Raw genomic sequence first — 19734 nt, 5'->3', positions numbered from 1 at the left:
AATCCACGCGAGTTCGATCAGACGCTACGCCTGCATCCGTCGAAAAACCGCAGCATCTGCAGGGAGGCATCGGGACCCTGGGGATCGGTATAGCTGCCCGCCGCATCGCCACCCGACCATGCATGTCCGGCGCCGTGGATGAGCCAGTGCTCGGCAACGATGCGACCGTCGGCGGTGCGATGCACCGTGCGCGTCGCACTGCGCTCGCCCGGTGCCGTCCCGCGTTCGCTAGTGGCGACGGCGTCCGCCGCGCTGCTGCTGCCCAGACTCTGCTCGACCACGCCCTGTCCGTTGCCGGGATGCACGGTCGAATCGCTGTCGCCATGGAAAACAATCGCGGGCACGGGCCCGCCATCGTTGGCCGCTGATGGCCGACGTCCTCGACCGCCCTTGCGCATCGCCGCGAAGGCCGAAGGCATGTCGCTTGCCATACCGATCGGCAGCCCCGAGTGCACGCCGATCGCGGCGTACACATCCGGATGGGTGCTGGCGAGCACTGCGGCCATCGCGCCACCTGCAGACAGGCCAGCCACGTACACACGTTCGGCATCGAGCCTGTGGCTGGCCAACAGGTCCTGTGTCAGCGCGGCGAGAATCGCGGGCTCGCCGGCGCCGCGCTGCTGATCGCTGCCGCGGAACCAGTTCCAGCAGCGATTGGGGTTGCGCTCGGCCGACTGCGCGGGCCAGGCGACGACATAGCCGTGCTCCTGCGCAAGCTGGTTCATGCGAGTGCCGCGGGCGAAGTCCTCGGGCGTCTGCGTGCAGCCGTGCAGCATCACCAGCAAGGGCGCACCGGCCGGATCGAGGCCGGGCGGAATGTGCAACAGATACTCCAGTTCTCCGGCTGCACACGAGAAGCGCTGGCGTCCGTTGCCGTCGGCGCGCGGACCCGCCGGCGCCGACGCGGACCGCGCCTGGCCTTCGTTGACCACGCGGAACTCGCCCTCGATAGGCGCGACGTGCGCAGCAGCATGTCCAGCGGCATCCTGTGCAAAGGGGATTGGCGCCGGATAGCCTGCGCCGCTGAGCGCATCCTGGAGCGTGCGTGTAGCGGCCTGCAGATCGCCGGCCTGCATCAGGCGCATCGCCTGACGCATGTGGTCCTGACTGGGTGTCATGGAAATCCTGGTTTCAGTGGGTGCGGGCGGCCAGCGCGGCCTTGACCCTGGGGCTTGCCTGGAGGGCGCCGAGCACGCTGATCGACTCGATCGCCGCCAGCGCCAGTTCCGGCGTGACGTCTTCGGCGATGCGGACCAGGCCCAGGGCCTGGATGCGCAGTCGTTGGCCGGCATCGCGCGCGGCCTCCAGCTCGCGGCGACCGTAGTCCTGCAGCCCCACGACCAGGGTGCGGCGGGCAACGGTGTGGCGAAGCGCCTCGCCGTGGGTCGCCAACTGGTTGCGGATGGCGGTGCGGATCAGGTCGGTCCGGTTGGAATAGAAGCCTTCCTGGACCAGCAGGTCGATCTGACCCAGGTCGACTACGCCCAGATTGATGGTGATCTTCTCGCTGTCGGCGATGGCCCGGGGGCGCAGATCTGACATAAAACTGGCTTCCGGATGGTCTACGCCATCCTACCACCATCCAGGCGGATGGTGACAAATCGTCCACGCCGCCCGTTCATGCCAAAGGCTGTTCGTTCAATCCGACAGCGATACAGCCCAGGCCGTTCGCAACGCGGGGCGACGCGGACAAGCGCCAATGGCCTAACGGCGGACGGAGCGCTCCACGAAGATCCGCTCCGCAAGCCAGTCGCCATTGCCCAGCCGGCGCGCCTGGATGCGCACCAGGTCGCCGCGGTCCAGATCCTCGGGCCGATAGTGGCGGCCACGGTATTCGACGGTCGTACGCCTGTCGTACCGCAGCTGCATGTCGCGCGCGTACCCGCCGCCGTCCAGGCCAATCACCTGCGAACGCGGGTCCACAAAGGCGACCGGGCCGCGTGCATCTTCGGCGTGGCGGCCTGGATAGCCATCGCCATGTCCGCCATCGCGGACATCACGAAGTACCTCGATCGAACGCGCCCACAGATCCCGCCCGGACTCCGCGACATCGACCCGCACAACATCACCGCGCTCCAGGCCTTCCACCGCGGCTTCGCGCCCCTGGTGGAACAGGCGCGTCCGCTGGTCGTAACGGACTTCGGTCCGCCCGGTCCGACCGCTGCGCGGATCGTCGACGACCAGCAGGATGCGCCCGTACGACCTGTCGAGCCCGTCGATGGTGCCCTGCAACTGGCGGCCATACCCCTGCGGATAGCCCGGATCCGGTTGCCGGTATCCGCCGGGATCGCCGCCGCCATGTCCGCCCGGACTCACGCATCCCGCCAGAAACAGGACACCTGCGCCCAGCAGCATGCCGATACCGCGCCTGATCCCGTCCATCGCCCGCTCCTGTGCCTTCGCCCAGCACGCCATATGCACCTGCACAGGTGAACGCGGGGTTGATTGCCCCGTTGCCTGGCCGGGAACCGGCCACGCACTCCGACCCGTGCGCCCGTTTGCCCTACCATGACGCCCCTGCAGGCATCACGCGGCCTCCCGCGCAAGCCTCCATCCGGTCGCCTATCCCGCGACCCCGATCCGGTTCTAGTACCTACGCCATGACCAGCCAGCCCCGCGCGTCCGCCGACGAAGGCGACGCCACCCTGTCCGAGCGCGCACGCATCGCGCTCGACGTGCTCGAAGCGATCCGCGACGACCGCAGCCTGCTCGACACACTGCCCGATGCCGACCGCATCCGCCTGCTGCAGGCGGTCGCGCTGGTGCACCATCCCGAGCCGCGCGTGCGCCGCAAGCAGGCCAAGAACGACGCGCGCGAACTCGCACGCGAGAAGGCGCGCCAGACCGAGGCACTTCTCGACCAGACCGGCATCCGCACCCTGCGCCGCAAACCGGTGTTCAGCACGCCCAACTATTTCCCGCCACAGCCCCCCGGCCAGCACGACCCGCACAACAACGCGGTCGACCCGGTCTCGCACGGCGAGTCGCCCGAACTGCTGCACTGCTATGTCTGCAAGCAGAAGTACACGCAGGTGCACCACTTCTACGACCAGCTGTGTCCGTCCTGCGCGCAACTCAATTTCCACAAGCGGACCGAGACCGCCGACCTCGACGGGCGCGTCGCCCTGCTGACCGGCGGGCGGGTGAAGATCGGCTACCAGGCGGGACTGAAGCTGCTGCGTGCCGGCTGCAGCCTCATCGTGACCACGCGCTTCCCGCGCGACTCCGCGCAGCGCTACGCGCAGGAGCCGGATTTCGCCGAGTGGGGACATCGCCTCGAAGTGTTCGGCCTCGACCTCCGGCATACGCCCAGCGTCGAAGCGTTCTGCGCCGAACTGCTCGCCACCCGCGACCGGCTCGATTTCATCATCAACAACGCCTGCCAGACCGTGCGCCGCCCGCCGGCGTTCTACGCACACATGTTGGCCGGCGAAACCGCCGCCCTGCACACCCTGCCCGCACACGTGCGCAACCTTGTCGGCGGCTACGAAGGCCTGCGCGCCGCCGACCTGCTGCCGGGCGGCAGCCAGTCGCTGGTGTCAGGAGCTTCGTTGTCCACGCCCGCCGGCCTGGCGCGTGCGGCGGAACTGTCCCAGGTGCCGCTGCTGGCCGACGAACTGCTGGGACAGGCGCACCTGTTTCCCGAAGGGCGCGTCGACAAGGACCTGCAGCAGGTGGATCTGCGCGGACGCAATTCCTGGCGCCTGCAGATGGACGAGGTGCCGGCCGTGGAACTGCTGGAGACGCAGCTGGTCAACGCGGTCGCGCCCTTCATCCTCAACGCGCGCCTGAAGACGCTGATGCTGCGCACGCCGGACGGCGAACCACCCACGCGCGACAGGCACATCGTCAACGTGTCGGCCGTCGAGGGCCAGTTCTACCGCAACTTCAAGACCACCAGGCACCCGCACACCAACATGGCCAAGGCCGCGCTGAACATGATGACGCGCACGGCGGCCGCCGATTACCACGGCGACGGCATCCACATGAACGCCGTCGACACCGGCTGGGTGACCGACGAGGATCCGGCCGAGCTCGCCGCACGCAAGATCATCGAGGAGCGCTTCCACCCGCCGCTCGACATCGTCGACGGCGCGGCGCGCATCGTCGACCCCATCATCGACGGCATCAACACCGGCAGCCACGTCTGGGGCCAGTTCCTGAAGGACTACGCGCCGACGGACTGGTAGGCGACAACTCGTTCGGTCATCCGCGTCGGAGTTGGGCCGGCGATTGGCTGCACGTACCTCACACCGCTCGAATTGACTCGATCCGTCCTCTCGACTTCCGGGCGCGATCTCGCCCTAGCGCGCACGATCCGTGTTCCCCGGAAATATCCCGACTCCAGGAGTGTGCCATGCGCTCAGCCCATCCGGGCCGAGCGGCTGAGAGCACCAGAGCCGGCGCCAATATTGGGAAAACCGCCTCCGCCATCCCTTGCTCCCATGCAATGATGACAAATGCCCTACACGGGCTCGCGCGCACGGCGGGGAAGCTGCCCGCTGCGAGGAGATGTCACGCCATTGACAGGCACGCGCTGCGGACATGGTCCCGGATGAGCCGGCGCACGGAAACTTCACCGCGCGGGAAACAGAGATCCTCGCCGCGATGGCGCAAGGGCTTGGTTGCCGGGGAATTGGACAACTACTCGGCATCAGCGAGTTCACGGTGCGCAAGCACCGAAGCAACATGCTTGCGAAGGCGGGTCTGGGCAACCTCCCCCAGCTGATCGCTCTCGCCCGCGACCGCGGCTTGTTGGCGTCGCCTCCCGCCCCGCCACTGACACGGCTGACGCCGCGGGAAACCGCGGTTCTCTCGCTGGTCCTGAAAGGATGCACGAGCAAGCAGATCGCAAGATGCCTGGCGATCAGCGACCTGACCGTGCGCAAGCACCGCGAGAACCTGATGGCAAAGCTGGGCGTCAACAGCACCGCCGCGCTGGTCGCGCTGCTGCCCGCATCCGCCGTCGCACCTGCGCCGTCCACTACGACATCGGGAGTATTGACCGCGCCTGCGTCGGGTCAGAGGATCAGCCGGTAGCGCAGGCACGCTGCCGTGCTCCAGCGCTACCGAGTAGTCACTCTGATCATCATCCGTACTGCCATCCAGCAAAGGAGTTGCACTCATGAGAGAGTCAAAGGACCAAGAGTATCGTCTCGTCGCAGAGTCCGACGGTCTGCTGAACGAGGACGGCACCGCGTGGAACGTCCAGCTCACGCGCCTGCTGCGTAACACCGAGCGCCATACGTGGGGGAACTGGACCCTCGACCCGACCATCAAGGTCGGTGCGGTGGGCTGGTTCGGCCTCACCGATTCCCAGTTCCAGTCCACCGGCACCAGCTTCGATCCGCCGTTACAGTCGCAAAGCACCAACACCGATTGGCACATCGAGAAGGGAGACGTCAGGCAATCATCCGCCGGGGTCGAGTTCAAGGTGCCCTACAAGGATCCCACCACCGGCATCGAGGTCTCGGTGGGCATGCAGAGCAAATGGGAGTTCGGTACCAAGGGCTCGCTCATTTCGCAGGGATCGACCGTACGCATCGACTATGCGGACAATCCCGCCGACTACATGCTGCGCAACTACGACCAGTTCCTGGAACTGGCAAGGAAGTACAACAAGGCCGATGGCGACAGGATCGACCAGGGCTTCGGCATGATCACCCGGGTCTGGCTGACCAGCGGCTGCGTCAACGTCGGCTCCCGCCAGGACAACGCATCCTTCAGCATCACCGGTTCGGTCGACGGCATTGCGGCGATCACCGGCAGCGATGAGTCGGCCTCACTCAAGGGTTCGTACAAGAGTACGGACACGGTCGACAACATCGAGAAGCGTACCTTTCCCGGCAAGGCCAATGTGGTCGAGGCCCAGCCGGTCGGCTACGCGTATGAGTTCACTTCGTTCGCCGGTCGCACCATCGTCCCGCGCTGGGTCAGCGACATTCCGTACCTGAATCTCTGGCTGGACAATGGCGGTTCGTATATCGTCGATGCGAAGCTCAGCTATCTCGCCGATGGCGAGAAGCACACTAGGACCGTGCGCGTGTCCGGCGGCATGGACGGCCAGATCACCGGCATCCCGATCTCCGCGACGGATCTCGACATCGAGCTGCATTTCGTCGCCGGCGCATCCCAGTTCCTGCGGGTGCAGAACCCGCTGGGGGCCTGGCACCTCGGACGCGGCCACCTGAAGCTGACGGGATGGTGGCCGGGCCCGACCGGCGCAACCTGGATCGATTGACCCGGGCGCCACGCGCGCAAGCCAGGCACGACCCGCCTGCGGACGCTGCAGTGCGCACAGGGCCGAACCTGTAGGCATGACCATCCGACGCCGGGCGAGTTGCCCGCGCGGATCCGCTGACGCCAACCAAGCGCCTGCCCACGTTGCCAGCAGCACCGCGACCCATGCTGGCAGCGCTCCGCGCGGCCCTGACGCACCGGGCCGCACACCGGACCTGCGCAGTGCTGCGCAGGCCTCGCATCCATGACCCGATCCACAAGGACCACTTCTCATGAAGATCCATCCCGCAATCGCCACCTCCATCGCCGCCGCAAGCCTTGCCTTGTGCAGCCCGGCGCAAGCGCAGTCGGTCTATTTCATGTCGGCGCCGCTCTCCAATGCCTGCAACTATCCGAACGTCGTCAGCCTGCTTCCGCCTCCGGCCATCGATATCGCTCCCCAGGCGGCAAGGGTGGTGACCAAGAGCGTGTCCGTTTTCCGATCCCCGCATGGCCTGTACATAGCGGACCGCGACTACGAGATTCATCCCGGCGCGTTGTGCTACTTCCACGGCTGTACCGCGCAAGTCATCCTGCTGACCTGCGCGACACCCGGAGCAGCGGGGCTGAAGCAGACGACAAACGTGCGGCTGGAGCGAAAGGAGGATTGACCTCGTCGCGCAGCGGTCGACCCCGGACCAGGATCGATGATCCCAGGAGATCCTCGATCCTGCCGGCTTCGGCCGTCCAGGCAAGCGCCTGTGCGCTGGCGGCCCGCCACGGCGGCGCGCAGGAGCCGCGTCGCCAGGCGCGGATGGCCTTGTGACGGCGGTGTTTGCCGCTCTCGTCCAGCACCAGCGCATCGGTGGTGAACACGGTCGCCTGCAGGTAGGTAGCGACAGCGCCAGGCAGTTCGGGCGCGGTCATGGCAGTGGTTGCCCGAGCGAGGATGGCTCGACTGGCAGCGTTTGATCCCTTGCTCGCTGCGCGCACACAGCCCGAGCGCTAGACTCCAACGCACCTGCTCCATTCGAGGCTCGTATGCGCATCCTGATGACTGGCGCGACCGGACTGGTTGGACAGGGCGTGCTGCTGGAAACGCTCGCGCATCCGGACGTGTCGCAGGTGACGGTGCTGGGACGCCGCGCGGTCCGGCACCCCGATCCACGCGTGGAAGACCTGGTGGTGGAACGGTTCGACGACCTCGCTGCCGTACTCGATCGCCTCGCGCCGTTCGACGCCTGCTTCTACTGTGCCGGCGCGCCACCACTGGGCACGCCGGAGGATCGCTACCGGCACGTCACCCACGACCTCACCCTGCACGTGGCCCGCGCATTTGCCGAACGCAATCCCCGGTCGCGCCTGATCTACATCTCCGGCGCGCACGCCGACCCCGCCAGCCGCTTCATGCCGATGCGTGTGAAGGGCGAAACCGAGTCCGCGCTGGCTGCGCTGCCCATCACCACGGTGATGCTGCGTCCCGGCGGCATCCAGCCCGCACACGGCGAACGCAGCCCCCACGCCTGGATGCGGCCGTTCTACACCCTCGCCGCACCCGTCATGGGATGGGGTGTGCGGATGATGCCGCGGATGATCACCAGCACCGCGCATGTCGGCCGGGCGATGCTCGCGCTCGCGGGCATGACTTCGCCGCCACGGGTGGTAGAGAACGATGCGATCAACCAGCTTGGCGAAAGCGCCGCGGATGGCGCCCGCTGACAACGCCTGGTCGCCGAGGCTCCGCGTTCAAATCGGCCGGACGGTTTTAACGCACCCCGCCACAAGGCTAACTTTGTGGCGGGATCAAACACATCTTCCGTCCCCGCTTCACGCAGCAACAGCGGCCGCCTGGGATACGCTGGGGCTCATCGCAAGTGAATGGAGGAGTCCGAATGTTGAATATCCAGTTGAACACCGACAACCACATCGACGGCACCGACGCGCTGGAATCACGTGTCACTGCCATGCTGGAGCAGTCGTTGGGTCGCTTCTCCTCCCGCCTGAGCCGGATCGAGGTCTACCTGTCGGACACCAACTCCACCAAGGGTGGGCCGAACGACAAGCGTTGCGCCCTGGAAGCCCGATTGGAGAACGATGACCCGCTGGGCGTCAGCCATGAGGACGAGAACATGGAAAAAGCGATTCGCGGCGCATGCGACAAGCTCAAGACCGTGCTTGACACTCGCATCGAGAAGCAGCGCGGGTACTGAGCGGCGACCGGCCCAGTGACCAGGGCGTCCAGGACTCTGCGTCCAAGATCCAGGCATACGGCAACCCGTTCAGGCCTTCGCATGTCCCCCTGCTGTTTCGACTAGCATGGCAATGCGGGCATGCGCCCGCTTCGCGCGTTCCGGGCGGCGCCCGTCGCCCCCCTCGCTCCCTTCCATGCGTCATCGTCCGGCTTGCCGGGCGGCGCTTTACGGGGGAGCTCATGCCCGGTTTCAGCACCCGCAATCTCACCGTACTGGTCGGGGGCCATGCCTACAGGCTGCGCGTTCTCAGCGACCGCCAGCAGTTCGCCGATCCCGACGGCCATGGCGCGCGCCTGGGCATCTCGTCGGCGCAGTGGAGCCTGTTCGGGCAGCTGTGGCCATCAGGACGCCTGCTGGCCCAGGCGATGGACCGCGCCGACATCACTGGCAAGCGCGTGCTGGAAATCGGCTGCGGCATTGGCCTGGCGAGCCTGGTGCTGCAGCGACGCGGCGCCGACGTGGTGGCTTCGGACATGCACCCCTTGGCCGAACCCTTCCTGGCCTACAACGCCGCGCTCAACGCCCTGCCCGCCCTGCATTACCGGCAACTGCGCTGGGGACAGCCGCTGCCCGCGCTGGGCGAGTTCGACATGCTCATCGCCAGCGACGTGCTGTACGAACGCGGCCATGCCGAACTGCTCGCGGGCGTGGTCGAGCGCCATGTGCGCCCGGACGGCGAAATACTGATCACCGATCCCGGTCGCGGCCACAGCAGCGGCTTCACCAGACTGCTGGCGGCGCAGGGGTTCGAGGTCAGCGAATCGCGCTGTGCGATGGACGACGCGGACCAGTCCTCGCGCGGACGCCTGTTGCACTATCGACACCAGGCGCCCGCTCGCGACGGGTGAGCACACGCCAACGACGCGGCGGTGGCATCAGGGCAGGACGACGCGGCATTGCCGTGCATGTGTCGGGGTTCCGCGTCCGCCGCCTACTCATGGCCCGCCACTCCGGGCCGCATGAGACTTGTTGTGCCTGATGCCTCCCGACGGAAGTGACAGAGGGTCATCGTCTCGTCTTCGCTGATTCTGCGGTAGTGGAGCCCGAGTTCGGCGAACAGGCCCTGCGGGGTGCGGCACGCGGGGTCGTGTTCGAACCGCAGCGCGTCCTCGTCGATATCACGCAGCACACGCAGTTCGGTCTCCAGCGCAACCGGCGGCGACAGGCTGCCGTCCTTGAGCCGCAGCCGGGCAGCGGGTACGCCGTACCAGCGCGCTCCCCGGCGCACCGTCGTGTTACGCCCTTCCAGGAAGCTGGCGTTGGCAAACTCGAGGATCGGCAAAACTGCCGTCACCGGGGCGACTCAGCTCTTGCGGTCAAGCAGCGACTTCAGGTCGGCGAACGGATTGGCCTTGGCCGTTACAGGCGCGTCCTCCGCAGCCAGTGCACTGACCCCGGTGTGGTCGACCTGGCGCGAATGCTCGTTGTCGTGGCAGTACACGCACAGCAGCTCCCAGTTGCTGCCGTCGGGCGGATTGTCGTCGTGGTTGTGGTTGCGGTGGTGGACCGTCAACTCCTGCAGGTTGGCGCGGGTGAAATCGCGCGCGCAGCGGCCGCAGGTCCACGGGTACATCTTGAGGGCGCGCTCGCGGTAGCCCTTGGCGCGCTGCTCGGCGCTGCGACGGGCCTCGGCCACGATGCGGTCAAGTCTGGCGTTGTCGGGCGTGGACATGGTCGCGGAGTTCGATGGGAACGGCGGGGAAAGGGTAGCACCGGCGCCCCCGCCCCCTGCTTCCCGCGTTGACCAGACCGCTCGATGGCGGACGCTGCGTCTTCTGTATCAACGACCGCTACGACCCGACCGGTTCCGCGCCGGGGACGCCCGACATCTCCGCGGCGGCCTGCGCGCGGCTGCTGCGCAGCGACCGGCCGAGATCGCCCAGGGCCTCCCCATCGGTACCGCCGGCCAGTTCTTCCAGTGCGCGCTGCACCCGCACCGACAGCCCCCAGTCCACCGAAATCGAGCGCGCGCAGCGCACCGACCAGGTGTCAATCAGCGACACCAGCGCGTCCGGGTCCGGACCGCCCTTGCCGCGCTTGCCCCAGGTGTCGCGCAGCACCTGCACCACCACCACCGACCCCAGTCCATAGAGCAGCGCCAGCAGCTGCGTCGCATGCAGGTCATCGCGCGTCGCGCCTTGCGCCGGGCGCGTGGCGATGTTCGCCGACAGCAGGGTGTGGTCCCACAGCAGTGCCGCACACCGCCCGAAGACGCTGCCATCGTCGGTGATCACCGGCTGCAGCAGGGCCGCCATCACAGTCTGGCGCAAGCCCTCGGTGCCGAGCAGCGCCACCGCCCGCTCCAGGTGCTCGATCGGCGCACCCCGGCGGCGATACAGCGCGCTGTTGGCGATGCGCAGCAGGTTGCCGGCCAGCGCAGGGTCCTGCCCCAGGATCGCGGCGATGGACTGGGCGCTGGCGGCAGGATCGTTGATGGCACGGGTCAGCTGCGGCAACAGCTGCGGGCGGCGCGGCGTGTAGCGCGGATGCGCGTCGATGCGCGCGAGCACCTCGACCGCGGCAGCCTCGGCAGCCGCTTGCGCCGCAGCCGGCATGGCACCTGGCGCAGCTGTCGCATCCGCGTACGCGCGTCCACACAGCCGTTGCAGGATCACCCGCTCCGGCTCGAGCGCGAACGTATCCACCAGCGGCACGGCATCGCTGTTCGATGCCGCTCCGTCGGCCGGTCGAGGCGCGGCCTCGTTGCGCGCCGCGCGTGGCACCATCGCGTCAGGCGCGGATCGCACCGATCCCGCCGTACCGCCGCGACGCCGGCGCGCGAGCATCCAGCCACTGGCGCCCAGCACCAGCACCGCAGCAAAGACTGCTATCCACAAGGTCGGCACGATCGTTGTCATCCGGAGTCGCCGGGTTCCCCGCCCGGCCGCGTGGCGTATTCAAGCATGGTGAGAGGGTATGGCGTCGGACAGCGTGACCGGCGACAGGTGCATCACCGCTACTCTCCCCATGCGCGGCGAGGTGGCGTTGCCCCGGCTTACCGCCCCCGCTCCGAGACAAGCGAACCTGAGTCGGTGCCCACGGGGTGCCGCTGCATGAACCAGTTGGTCACCCCGAGTACCGACTGCTCGGCGATCACCTCGAAGCCGCCCCGGCGATAGAGCCGCACATTCGCGGGCTTGTCGGTCTCAAGGTAGCCAATGCCCTGGTTCCGATCGAGCTGGTCGCAGATCGCCACCATCAGCCGGCTTCCGATTCCCTGCCCCTGGCGCGTGCGATCGACCGCCGCCGGGCCCAGATGCCAGTGAGCGTACGGCGGATCGTGCCGCCGCCAGGTCCGCAGCCAATGCCCGATCCGCGGCAGGCGCCGCAGCGCCCGTCCGCGGGCGAGGATCGACAGCATCGCAAGCTTCTCCTGCAGGTCTGGCTGGCAATGGCCGGGCGGTACCACCGCCGCGACACCGACCAGCACATCGCACTCGTATGCGCCCAGCACGTGGCCGGCCCGCATCTGTCGGCGCAGCAGGCGGACAAAGGCCGTCGCGAGCAGTGGCTCGAGCCGCGCGTCATCGCTCGCGAACACCCGTTGGTGCAGCGGGTTGTCGCGCATGCTGCTGGCCAGCAGTCGGGCCGCCTCAGCAAGCGACTCTTGCTGGAGCGGTCTGATCACAGGCTGAGGGCTCAGATCCATTGCTGCACCATACCCGGTGCCCGTTCCTGGGCGTCGGCGTCAGGTCCGTCGCTGTTCGCGGGCCAACTGTGGATTGCTGGATATCCGGAGCTAAGCCCGCGCCGCCTGACGAAGCGTCCGCCCATCGCGCCAATCGCATCTGGCAGTCCATGGCCCCGCACTGCGGATGCCATGCGCGACAACCACCCTCAGGAGACCACACGGGGTGATTTACAAGAACACCCAGCCCTGAGGGGATACCTTCAACCCGGGTCCGGATTCTGATTCTGGAAAGGGAACGGCGCCGCGCCGACAAGCGGCTGGTTATTTACCGGCGCCTTAATGCAACCTTGATTCCGTATTAACAATAGCGGGTGGCAGTATGTCGCAATGGCTGCGCGACCGATGCCTCCGTCGGTCGCGTGGTGCCCGCGCAAGGCCGGACTGGCATTCGACGGGCGGAACGAAAGGATGCTTCCCCCGCGTCGATCCCGTGTTCGTCCAACGTTGAAGGAGCAATGTCATGCGCGCACACCGTCTGTTGGCCATTCCGCTTGCGGCCCTGATGTTCCATGCTTCCGCACAGACCACGGAGGCGCCCACCCAGGCCTTCAACGTCACTATCGATGTCACCAGGGTGTGCCTGCTGGACGCGGCCTCCGACATCAGCTTCGGCACCGTGTCCCCGATGGCTGGCTCACCGGCGACGACGGGCAGCATCCAGGTGCGATGCAGTACCGGGACCGACTACGCCGTGGGCCTGGACCAGGGAAGGAACTGGACCGACGTCCGCAACATGGCCTCCGATCCGGACCTGATCCCCTACACCCTCTCGTCGGACGCCGGCCATGCCAGCGCCTGGGGCAATGAGGAAGGCAGCTGGGTGACCGGCGTCGGGCAGGGTCTGGCCGCCGGGCAGGCCACCCAGCATCAGGTGCATGCCCGCGCCACCCTGACCGGCAACGAGCCGCCGGGTACCTACTCCGACACGGTCACCGCCACCCTCATCTTCTGACAGGGAAAACACGTCATGTACGGAAAGCATTCCATCGGCCACGTCCGGCGTGGCCGGGCGTTCGCATGCGCGCTCCTGGCGCTGATGGCGACCGTCGCCGCCGGCACGGCGCAGGCCTCGTCGTTGCAGGTCTCGCCGGTTCGCATCCGCATCGATCCCACCGCGCAGGCCGAGGCCATGTACCTGACCAACGCGGGCACGGAGCCGCTGGAGGCGCAGGTGCGCGTGCAGCGCTGGTACCAGCGGGACGGGGAGGACTGGCTGGAAGCGGCCGACGACATGGTGGCGACGCCCGCGATCGTCGAGATCGCGCCCGGCCAGCGCCAGATCGTGCGGCTCGTCCGCAACCAGGCCCGCGCGCCGGCGCAGGAGCTGAGCTACCGCGTGCTGGTCGACGAATTGCCGCGCAATGCGCGCCAGGAAGATGGCCGCGCAGGGCTGCAGGTGCTGCTGCGCTATTCGATCCCGGTGTTCGTCGCCACGACCGCGGCGCCCGCGAAGGCCGCGCCGTCCTCGGACGGTACCCGCCCGGCGCCGGTGCCTTCCGATCTGTCGGGGATCAGCGCACAGCTGGTCCAGGGCGCCGATGGCGGTAGCGCGCTGCGGGTGCGCAACTCCGGTCCGCGGCACCTGCGCATCGGCGCGCTGGGCCTGCAGTCCGGCGGCAACGCGGAGCAGCCGGTGGTGCCGGGCCTGGTCGGCTATGTCCTTCCGGGCCAGCAGATGTCGTTCCCGCTCGGCCTTGCCGCTCCCCTTTCAGCAGGCCAGACATTGAAGGCGCGTTTCAATGACGACAGGGAAGCACGGCCGGTTCCGCTGGACCGCGTTGGCCCTTAGTCTCGTTCCGGCATGTGCTGCCTTTGATGCATGGGCGCAGGCCGACACGCCGTCGGCCGCCGCGGCCCGCAAGGAGAGAGTTGCCGGGATGGCCGGTGCGCAAGGCGCTGCGGACCGCCTCGACGATCAGGGCTTGTTCCTGGACGTGGTGCTCAACCACGTGCCGCTGCATCGATTGGGCTGGTTCGTGCTCGTGCGCGGGAAGCTGCACGCCACCCCGCGCACGCTGCGCGAACTCGGGCTGACCTGGCCAGGGGAAGACGGCACCGACGCGCTGGTGGCGCTGGACGCGCTGCCGGGTGTGCGCAGCCGTTACGACGCGGCGCAACAGCGCGTGTACCTCGACGTGCCGGTGTCGATGCTGGTCGCGCCGCCGGTGGCCATCGGCTACCGCGCGCCCCCCGCGCCGCGGCTGGATCCTGCCACCCGTGCGCCGGGGCTACTGCTGAACTACAGCCTCTGGGCGCAGGGCAACGATGGCCACCGCAGCGTCAGCACCTGGCAGGAGCTGCGGCTGTTCGGCGTGGGCCCCGGCGTGTGGCGCAGCAGCAGCCTGCTGTCGTCCCACCACGGCGAGGGCGATGACCGCAGCGATGCGGTGCGGCTCGACACGTCGTGGCAGCTGGATTTTCCCGAGCGCATGATCAGTGTGGTGGTGGGCGATACCTGGGGCAGCGGGCCGGACTGGACCCGCAGCGTGCGCTTCGGCGGCGTGCGGGTGTCGCGCAACTTCGGCCTGCAGCCCTACCGCGTGACCGTGCCGCTGGCCTCGTACGCGGGCGAGGCGGTCCTGCCCTCGACGGTGGACTTGTATATCGACGGCATCCGCCAGGCCCGACAGGCGGTGATGCCCGGGCGTTTCCAGATCGACAGCGCGCCGGTGCTTGGCGGCGTGGGCAATGCACAGGTGGTGGTGACCGACATCACCGGGCAGAGCCGGGTGGTGGACTTCTCGATCTACAACGCACGCCACCTGCTGCAGCGCGGACTGTCGGACTGGTCGCTGGAAGCCGGTGCCTTGCGCCGCGGCTACGGGTCGGACTCCTTCTCCTACGCCAGCGACGCAATGGGACGGGGCAGCCTGCGCCACGGGGTGCGCGATTTCCTGACCGTGGAGGCGCATGCGGAAGCCACCCGCGGCCTGCGGATGGGCGGCGTCGGCGCGATGCTGCGGCTCGGCCACGCCGGCGGCGTGTTGAGCGCCTCGTGGGCGCGCAGCCAGCACGCCTACGCGGACGACGGAACCCGCTACGGCCTGGGCTACGAATGGCAGAGTCGGCGCTTCAGCGTCAGCGCGTCCACCCTGCGCCGCGATGACGACTTCCACGACGTGGCAAGCGTGGAAGGCAGCTTGCTGCCGCTGCGCAGTGATCGCGCCTACCTCGGCCTCAACCTGGGTAACAGCCAGGTCGGCGCCGGCTACGTGCGGCAGGACCTACCCGGCGAGACGCGCGCCCGCTACGCCACGCTGAGCGCATCGCAGCGACTGCATCGACGCGCCCACCTGGGCCTCAGCCTGAGCCGCGACCTCGACGGCGGCACTGGCACTGTCGCCCTCCTCCACCTGAGCCTGCTGCTGGACGACGATCGCCAGGCTTGGGCCAGCGCCCAGCGCCGCGATTCCGGGCACGGCCTGGTCGTGGGCGCGCGCCGCGCGCTGCCGGTCGAGGCCGGCGGCTGGGGCTGGCGGGCGCAGGCCGGCACCGGCGACAACGCCGGAGGGCAGGCCGAGATCGGACGTGCAAGCGAGCATGGGCAGTGGAATGCCGGTGCGCTGGTCTGGCGCGGCGACGGGACGTCCGACACCACGGGCTATTTCGAGGCCAGCGGTGGCCTGTTGTGGATGCGGGGCGGGCTGTTCCCGATGCGCCAGGCCTTCGACGCATTCGCGCTGGTTTCCACCGGCAGCATCGCGGGCGTGCCGGTGATGCTGGAGAACCGGCCGGTCGGCCGCACCGATGCGCGCGGGCTGCTGTTGGTCGCCCCGCTGAATGCCTGGCAAGACAACGACCTGTCGATCGATCCGCTGGTGCTGCCGGCTGACGTGAGTGTGGAGCGCACCCGCATGCAGGCCGTTCCCGCCACCGGCAGCGGCATGCTGGCGCGCTTCCCGATGCGCGGCGTGGTGGCGGTGCAACTGGCCCTGCGCGGGCCTGACGGCCGGCCGATCCCCGCGGGTTCGCCGGCAGAGTTGATCGGCCCCGACGGCTCGGTCACGCCGGTGGCCTCCATCGGTTACGACGGGCAGGCCTTCCTGGAGGATCCGCCAGGGGGCGCGCGCCTGCGCATCACACTTGAGCGCGGCCAGTGCACGGCTACGCTTCCGGACGCGCTGCCGCAACGCGGCTGGGTCGAACTTGGGGAACTGCCGTGTCGCTGACACCGGGCCGGCTTGTGCGCGCCCTCGCCTTTCCGGCGCTGTGCGTGCTGCTCGCGTTCGCGCCACGCATCGCCCAGGCGCAGCAGTGCTGGATCCACGGGGATTTCTGGATGGACTTCGGCAGCATTACCCCGGCCGGCGCGAAGAGCAGTACCTACGTCACCTATCGCTGCCAGGCCCCGTACGCACGCCGGTACTACTTCCGCATGTGCCTGTTCATCGGCCCGGGCAGCCAGGGACGCATCAACCCGCGACGCATGACCAACTACAACGGCAGCTATCTCGCGTACGACCTGTACTCCGATCCGGGGCGGCAGGCCATCCTCGGAGGCGTGGCGACCGCGCCGGCCTACCAGCTGCAGCTCGAGGTGGCGGCCAACAGCATCAGCGAGGGGCACGCCCCGATCTATGGCCAGGTCCATCCGGGCCAGTCGGTGCCTGCGTTCGCGGAGTTCCAGGAGACCGGCCTGCCCGGCAGCCTGGTATTCCTCGCCAGCCCCACCGCAGTCCCGGAGACCGTCGACTGCCGGGGCGGGACCACGGTTGGATTCAATACCCGGGAGGTCGAGGCGCGGTTCGAGAACCGCTGCAGCTTCACCGCCAGCGACCTGGACTTCGGACAGGTGGAAACGCTGGGCGGATTGGCCCAGGAAAGCGCTTCCCTTCGCGTCGACTGCCCGGCCGGTACCCACTGGAGCCTGGGCCTGGGCAACGGGCGGCACTACGCGGGCGGCACCCGGCGCATGGAGGGTGGCGGCGACTACGTCGTCTACCAGCTCTACCGCGATCCGGCCCGCAGCCAGGCCTGGGGCAACACGGGGCCTGGCGACCGCCTGGCCGGCAGCACCGACGCCGCCGGGAACACCGTCACCGTCACCGTCTACGGTCGCGTGCCCGCCCAGGCCGACGTCCGGCCTGGGCGATATGCCGATACGGTGATCGCCACGCTGTACTACTGACCGGTCCGGCTTGCGCGACGCTCAGGTCGCTATCAGTTCGACGACGCGACACACCATTTCGCGCTTGCGCCGGGTCAACCGCCGGACGGCCTCCAATATCCTGCTTTCGAGCTCGTCCATCGCGAAATCCGTGGTCGTGGCCGCGTTGTCCAGTTCGACACCCTCGGGGTGACTGCCCCCCCTGCCGGTGGCGAGCCACTCGAACAACACGCCCGTCACTATTGCCACCTTGGCCAGATGATCGACGCTTGGCGAAGTACCGCCTGTCCGCTCCCACTGCGCCACCGCGCTCCGACATACGCCCAACTGCACCGCAAGCTGGGCTTGCGAAAACTGGGCCTCGCGCCGCGCTTGCCTGATTCGGATCGGCATCGAAATACATATGCACCCCTCAAAAAGTGGCAAGGAGACAGCGATACTGCATATGTACAGGAATTCTACCTGAATTATGTGCAGAAACGCTGCGGATGCGCCTGAGCGGCAGCAACGGCGGCGCCTCCGCTGCCGACGTTAGCGATACTCACCCAGCAGGGCGCGGCAGGGGCCCCGAGTTCTCCTTTTGTCGTTTTCAGCCTGTTTTTCCGGCCTTTTTCTTCAAACCGCTTCAAGTTCCATTTTTTTCCTGCTTCTTCTCGGTTCCCGTTCCATTTATCTACTATTTATTCTCCGTAATGCGGTGCTAGGCTCCGGCCACGGTCGCCGATGGCAAGGAATGCTTCGCGCTCACAGATTCCGCGATTGGCTCCAGACGACGCTCCGTCAGCATCCGTCCAACGGTTCAGCACGCGCCTCCAGGAGAAGCTCATGTCGCAGCATGATCCGAATCGCCGTTCCCTACTCAAAGCCGGCTCCGGCGCCGCCATCGGCGCCGCGTTGGCGCTGCATTTCCCGCTGCATGCCCTCGCGGCCGAGCCTCAGCCATCCACGACCTTCGATATCGACACAGGGTTCGCGGAGTTCATGCGCGACATCGGCGGCAGTCCCGCCGACGCCGGCGGCCGGGTCGAGTTCACAGGCTCCGACCCGCTCCTGCGCAGCCATTTCCGGATAGGCGCCTGCATGGCGATTCCCGCGATGGCGGCCGGGCTGGGTGCCGCGGCAATCTGGCGGCATCGCACCGGCGAAGGCCAGGACCTGACCGTGGACCTGCGCCAGTCGGTATGGAACGTCAATCCATTGATCGGCATGGTCCACGGCAAGCTGCAGGCAGCCGGGATGATCCCGGCGAGCGACCCGGTGCCCGCCTCCCTCACCGCGTGGAAGCCGAGCGTCAACGGCCTGATGTTGCAGGCCCCGCTCGGCCTCGACAATCCGCTTTCCTTCCAGGCATTCGAGACTCGCGATGACCGATACATCAACCTGACGGGCATCTACCCGCATCTGATGGATCGCGTGCTCAACGTGCTCAAGACCCCGCCGGATTCAGCGGCGATCCGCGCCGCGGTGAAGAAGTGGGACGGACAGGAACTCGAGGACACGCTGGCCGCCAACAACGCCGTGGCCGCGCTGCATCGCACCCGCGAGGAGTGGCTCGCCCATCCGCAGGGCCAGTACCTGGCGGGCACGCCGCTGATCGAACTGGTCAAGGTCGGCGAGGCTCCGCCCAGGGAGTTCGCATCCCAGGCGACCCGCCCGCTGTCGGGCCTCAAGGTGATCTCGTGCACACACGTGATCGCCGGCACGACCGCGGCACGCACCTTGGCCGAGTACGGCGCCGACGTGCTGCACATCGCCCGCGACCAGAGCTTCGAGCACGAGGGACTGGTGATCGATGTCAACGTCGGCATGCGCTCGGCCTGGGTGGACCTGCGCAACCAGGCACAGCACCAGCGTTTCACCGGCCTGTTGCCCGAAACGGACGTATTCATCGAGGGCTTCCGGGGCCGCTCGATGGAGCGGCTGGGCTTCGGCGCAGAGGAAGTCGCGTCGCGACGGCCGGGCATCGTCTACCTGTCGGTGCGGGGCTATGGCTGGGAAGGTCCCTGGGCAGACCGCGCCGCGTTCGACATGGAAGGCGTATCCACCACCGGCTTCACCATCATCGAGGGTGGCGGCACCGGCGTGCCGCGCTTCCCCCCTACCCTGGTGATGAACGACTACATCACCGGTTACATCGGCGCGGCCGGCATCCTCGCCGCGCTGCGGCGCCAGGCGACCGAAGGCGGCAGCTGGCACGTGCGCGTCAACCTCTCCCGGGCGGCGATGTGGTTCCAGAGCCTGGGCCATTTCCCCGGTATCGACTTCGATGCCGCGCGGCCGAACAACCGCATGGCCCCGCCGGAAACCATGGCGGGGCAATCGCCATACGGGCGCGTGGAGCGCCTGGTGCCGCAGGTCCGGCTGACGAAGACGCCCGGGCGCTGGCGCGAGCCGCTGGTGGCCGTACGCGGCGGCGACCTGCCCCGCTGGGAGGGCTGAGCCATGCCCGCCTCCCGATGCGCACC

General features: G+C 68.0%; 20 protein-coding genes. 12 read left to right on the top strand and 8 right to left on the bottom strand.

The features are described 5' to 3' along the window. Positions 1–17: 17 nt before the first annotated feature. The 3 genes from ACW5DW_RS07675 to ACW5DW_RS07665 form a co-directional block, all read right to left on the bottom strand. Positions 18–1118: an extracellular catalytic domain type 1 short-chain-length polyhydroxyalkanoate depolymerase gene (locus ACW5DW_RS07675; protein ID WP_457018165.1), complete on the bottom strand. Its 1101-nt coding sequence runs from the start codon at positions 1116–1118 to the stop codon at positions 18–20. 13 nt (positions 1119–1131) lie between these two features. Then, a complete protein-coding gene (locus tag ACW5DW_RS07670; RefSeq protein WP_457018164.1) occupies positions 1132–1542 on the bottom strand; it encodes a hypothetical protein in 411 nt (136 codons plus the stop codon). A gap of 162 nt (positions 1543–1704) precedes the next feature. Next, complete coding sequence (locus ACW5DW_RS07665; protein WP_457018163.1) at positions 1705–2382, bottom strand: DUF5666 domain-containing protein; 678 nt, start codon at positions 2380–2382, stop codon at positions 1705–1707. 218 nt (positions 2383–2600) lie between these two features. On the opposite strand from ACW5DW_RS07665, the gene ACW5DW_RS07660 reads away from it, so the two are divergent. The 7 genes from ACW5DW_RS07660 to ACW5DW_RS07630 all read left to right on the top strand — a co-directional run bounded on the left by ACW5DW_RS07660 (position 2601) and on the right by ACW5DW_RS07630 (position 9319). Further along, on the top strand, positions 2601–4190 hold the full coding sequence (locus ACW5DW_RS07660; RefSeq protein WP_457018162.1) for an SDR family NAD(P)-dependent oxidoreductase: 1590 nt from the start codon (positions 2601–2603) through the stop codon (positions 4188–4190). Positions 4191–4545: 355 nt separating this feature from the next. Further along, entirely contained in the window at positions 4546–5040 is a 495-nt protein-coding gene (locus ACW5DW_RS07655) for a response regulator transcription factor (protein WP_457018161.1), read from the top strand. 85 nt (positions 5041–5125) lie between these two features. After that, positions 5126–6241 carry a hypothetical protein gene (locus tag ACW5DW_RS07650; protein ID WP_457018160.1) on the top strand — a complete coding sequence of 372 codons (1116 nt, stop codon included), beginning with the start codon at positions 5126–5128 and terminating at the stop codon, positions 6239–6241. Between the two features lie 271 nt (positions 6242–6512). Further along, positions 6513–6890 (top strand): hypothetical protein, encoded by a 378-nt coding sequence (locus ACW5DW_RS07645; protein ID WP_457018159.1) that lies wholly within the window; start codon positions 6513–6515, stop codon positions 6888–6890. Positions 6891–7272: 382 nt separating this feature from the next. Further along, on the top strand, positions 7273–7938 hold the full coding sequence (locus ACW5DW_RS07640) for an NAD-dependent epimerase/dehydratase family protein (protein WP_457018158.1): 666 nt from the start codon (positions 7273–7275) through the stop codon (positions 7936–7938). 173 nt (positions 7939–8111) lie between these two features. After that, complete coding sequence (locus tag ACW5DW_RS07635) at positions 8112–8429, top strand: HPF/RaiA family ribosome-associated protein (RefSeq protein ID WP_457018157.1); 318 nt, start codon at positions 8112–8114, stop codon at positions 8427–8429. Positions 8430–8650: 221 nt separating this feature from the next. After that, positions 8651–9319 (top strand): class I SAM-dependent methyltransferase, encoded by a 669-nt coding sequence (locus ACW5DW_RS07630; protein ID WP_457018156.1) that lies wholly within the window; start codon positions 8651–8653, stop codon positions 9317–9319. Between the two features lie 83 nt (positions 9320–9402). Here ACW5DW_RS07630 and ACW5DW_RS07625 read toward each other — a convergent pair whose 3' ends face one another. The 4 genes from ACW5DW_RS07625 to ACW5DW_RS07610 form a co-directional block, all read right to left on the bottom strand. After that, positions 9403–9753, bottom strand: a complete 351-nt coding sequence (locus ACW5DW_RS07625; RefSeq protein ID WP_457018155.1) for a hypothetical protein — start codon at positions 9751–9753, stop codon at positions 9403–9405. Between the two features lie 21 nt (positions 9754–9774). Beyond that, the gene (locus ACW5DW_RS07620; RefSeq protein ID WP_457018154.1) at positions 9775–10143 is read right to left on the bottom strand and encodes a YajD family HNH nuclease; all 369 of its coding nucleotides are present in this window, start codon (positions 10141–10143) and stop codon (positions 9775–9777) included. A gap of 118 nt (positions 10144–10261) precedes the next feature. Next, positions 10262–11329: an HDOD domain-containing protein gene (locus ACW5DW_RS07615; RefSeq protein WP_457018153.1), complete on the bottom strand. Its 1068-nt coding sequence runs from the start codon at positions 11327–11329 to the stop codon at positions 10262–10264. 137 nt (positions 11330–11466) lie between these two features. Next, entirely contained in the window at positions 11467–12120 is a 654-nt protein-coding gene (locus ACW5DW_RS07610) for a GNAT family N-acetyltransferase (protein WP_457018152.1), read from the bottom strand. Between the two features lie 502 nt (positions 12121–12622). Between ACW5DW_RS07610 and ACW5DW_RS07605 the strand changes: the two genes are divergently transcribed. From ACW5DW_RS07605 to ACW5DW_RS07590, 4 genes are all read left to right on the top strand, one after another. Continuing rightward, positions 12623–13114, top strand: a complete 492-nt coding sequence (locus tag ACW5DW_RS07605) for a Csu type fimbrial protein (RefSeq protein ID WP_457018151.1) — start codon at positions 12623–12625, stop codon at positions 13112–13114. An 84-nt stretch (positions 13115–13198) separates the two neighbouring features. Further along, positions 13199–13951 carry a fimbrial biogenesis chaperone gene (locus tag ACW5DW_RS07600; protein WP_457018150.1) on the top strand — a complete coding sequence of 251 codons (753 nt, stop codon included), beginning with the start codon at positions 13199–13201 and terminating at the stop codon, positions 13949–13951. Between the two features lie 88 nt (positions 13952–14039). Beyond that, the gene (locus ACW5DW_RS07595; RefSeq protein ID WP_457018149.1) at positions 14040–16331 is read left to right on the top strand and encodes a fimbria/pilus outer membrane usher protein; all 2292 of its coding nucleotides are present in this window, start codon (positions 14040–14042) and stop codon (positions 16329–16331) included. Continuing rightward, entirely contained in the window at positions 16322–17290 is a 969-nt protein-coding gene (locus ACW5DW_RS07590; RefSeq protein ID WP_457018148.1) for a Csu type fimbrial protein, read from the top strand. The genes ACW5DW_RS07595 and ACW5DW_RS07590 overlap by 10 nt, the downstream gene beginning before the upstream one ends. A gap of 21 nt (positions 17291–17311) precedes the next feature. Here the strand turns inward: ACW5DW_RS07590 and ACW5DW_RS07585 are convergent, their stop codons facing one another. Continuing rightward, positions 17312–17662: a helix-turn-helix domain-containing protein gene (locus ACW5DW_RS07585; RefSeq protein WP_457018147.1), complete on the bottom strand. Its 351-nt coding sequence runs from the start codon at positions 17660–17662 to the stop codon at positions 17312–17314. A gap of 432 nt (positions 17663–18094) precedes the next feature. Between ACW5DW_RS07585 and ACW5DW_RS07580 the strand changes: the two genes are divergently transcribed. Beyond that, positions 18095–19708 carry a CoA transferase gene (locus ACW5DW_RS07580; RefSeq protein ID WP_457018146.1) on the top strand — a complete coding sequence of 538 codons (1614 nt, stop codon included), beginning with the start codon at positions 18095–18097 and terminating at the stop codon, positions 19706–19708. The last annotated feature ends 26 nt before the right edge of the window (positions 19709–19734 follow it).

This window comes from Luteimonas sp. A482, from assembly GCF_054072655.1.
The sequence above is the reverse complement of the archived record's forward strand: the minus strand, read 5'-3'. Positions and strand labels throughout refer to the sequence as shown.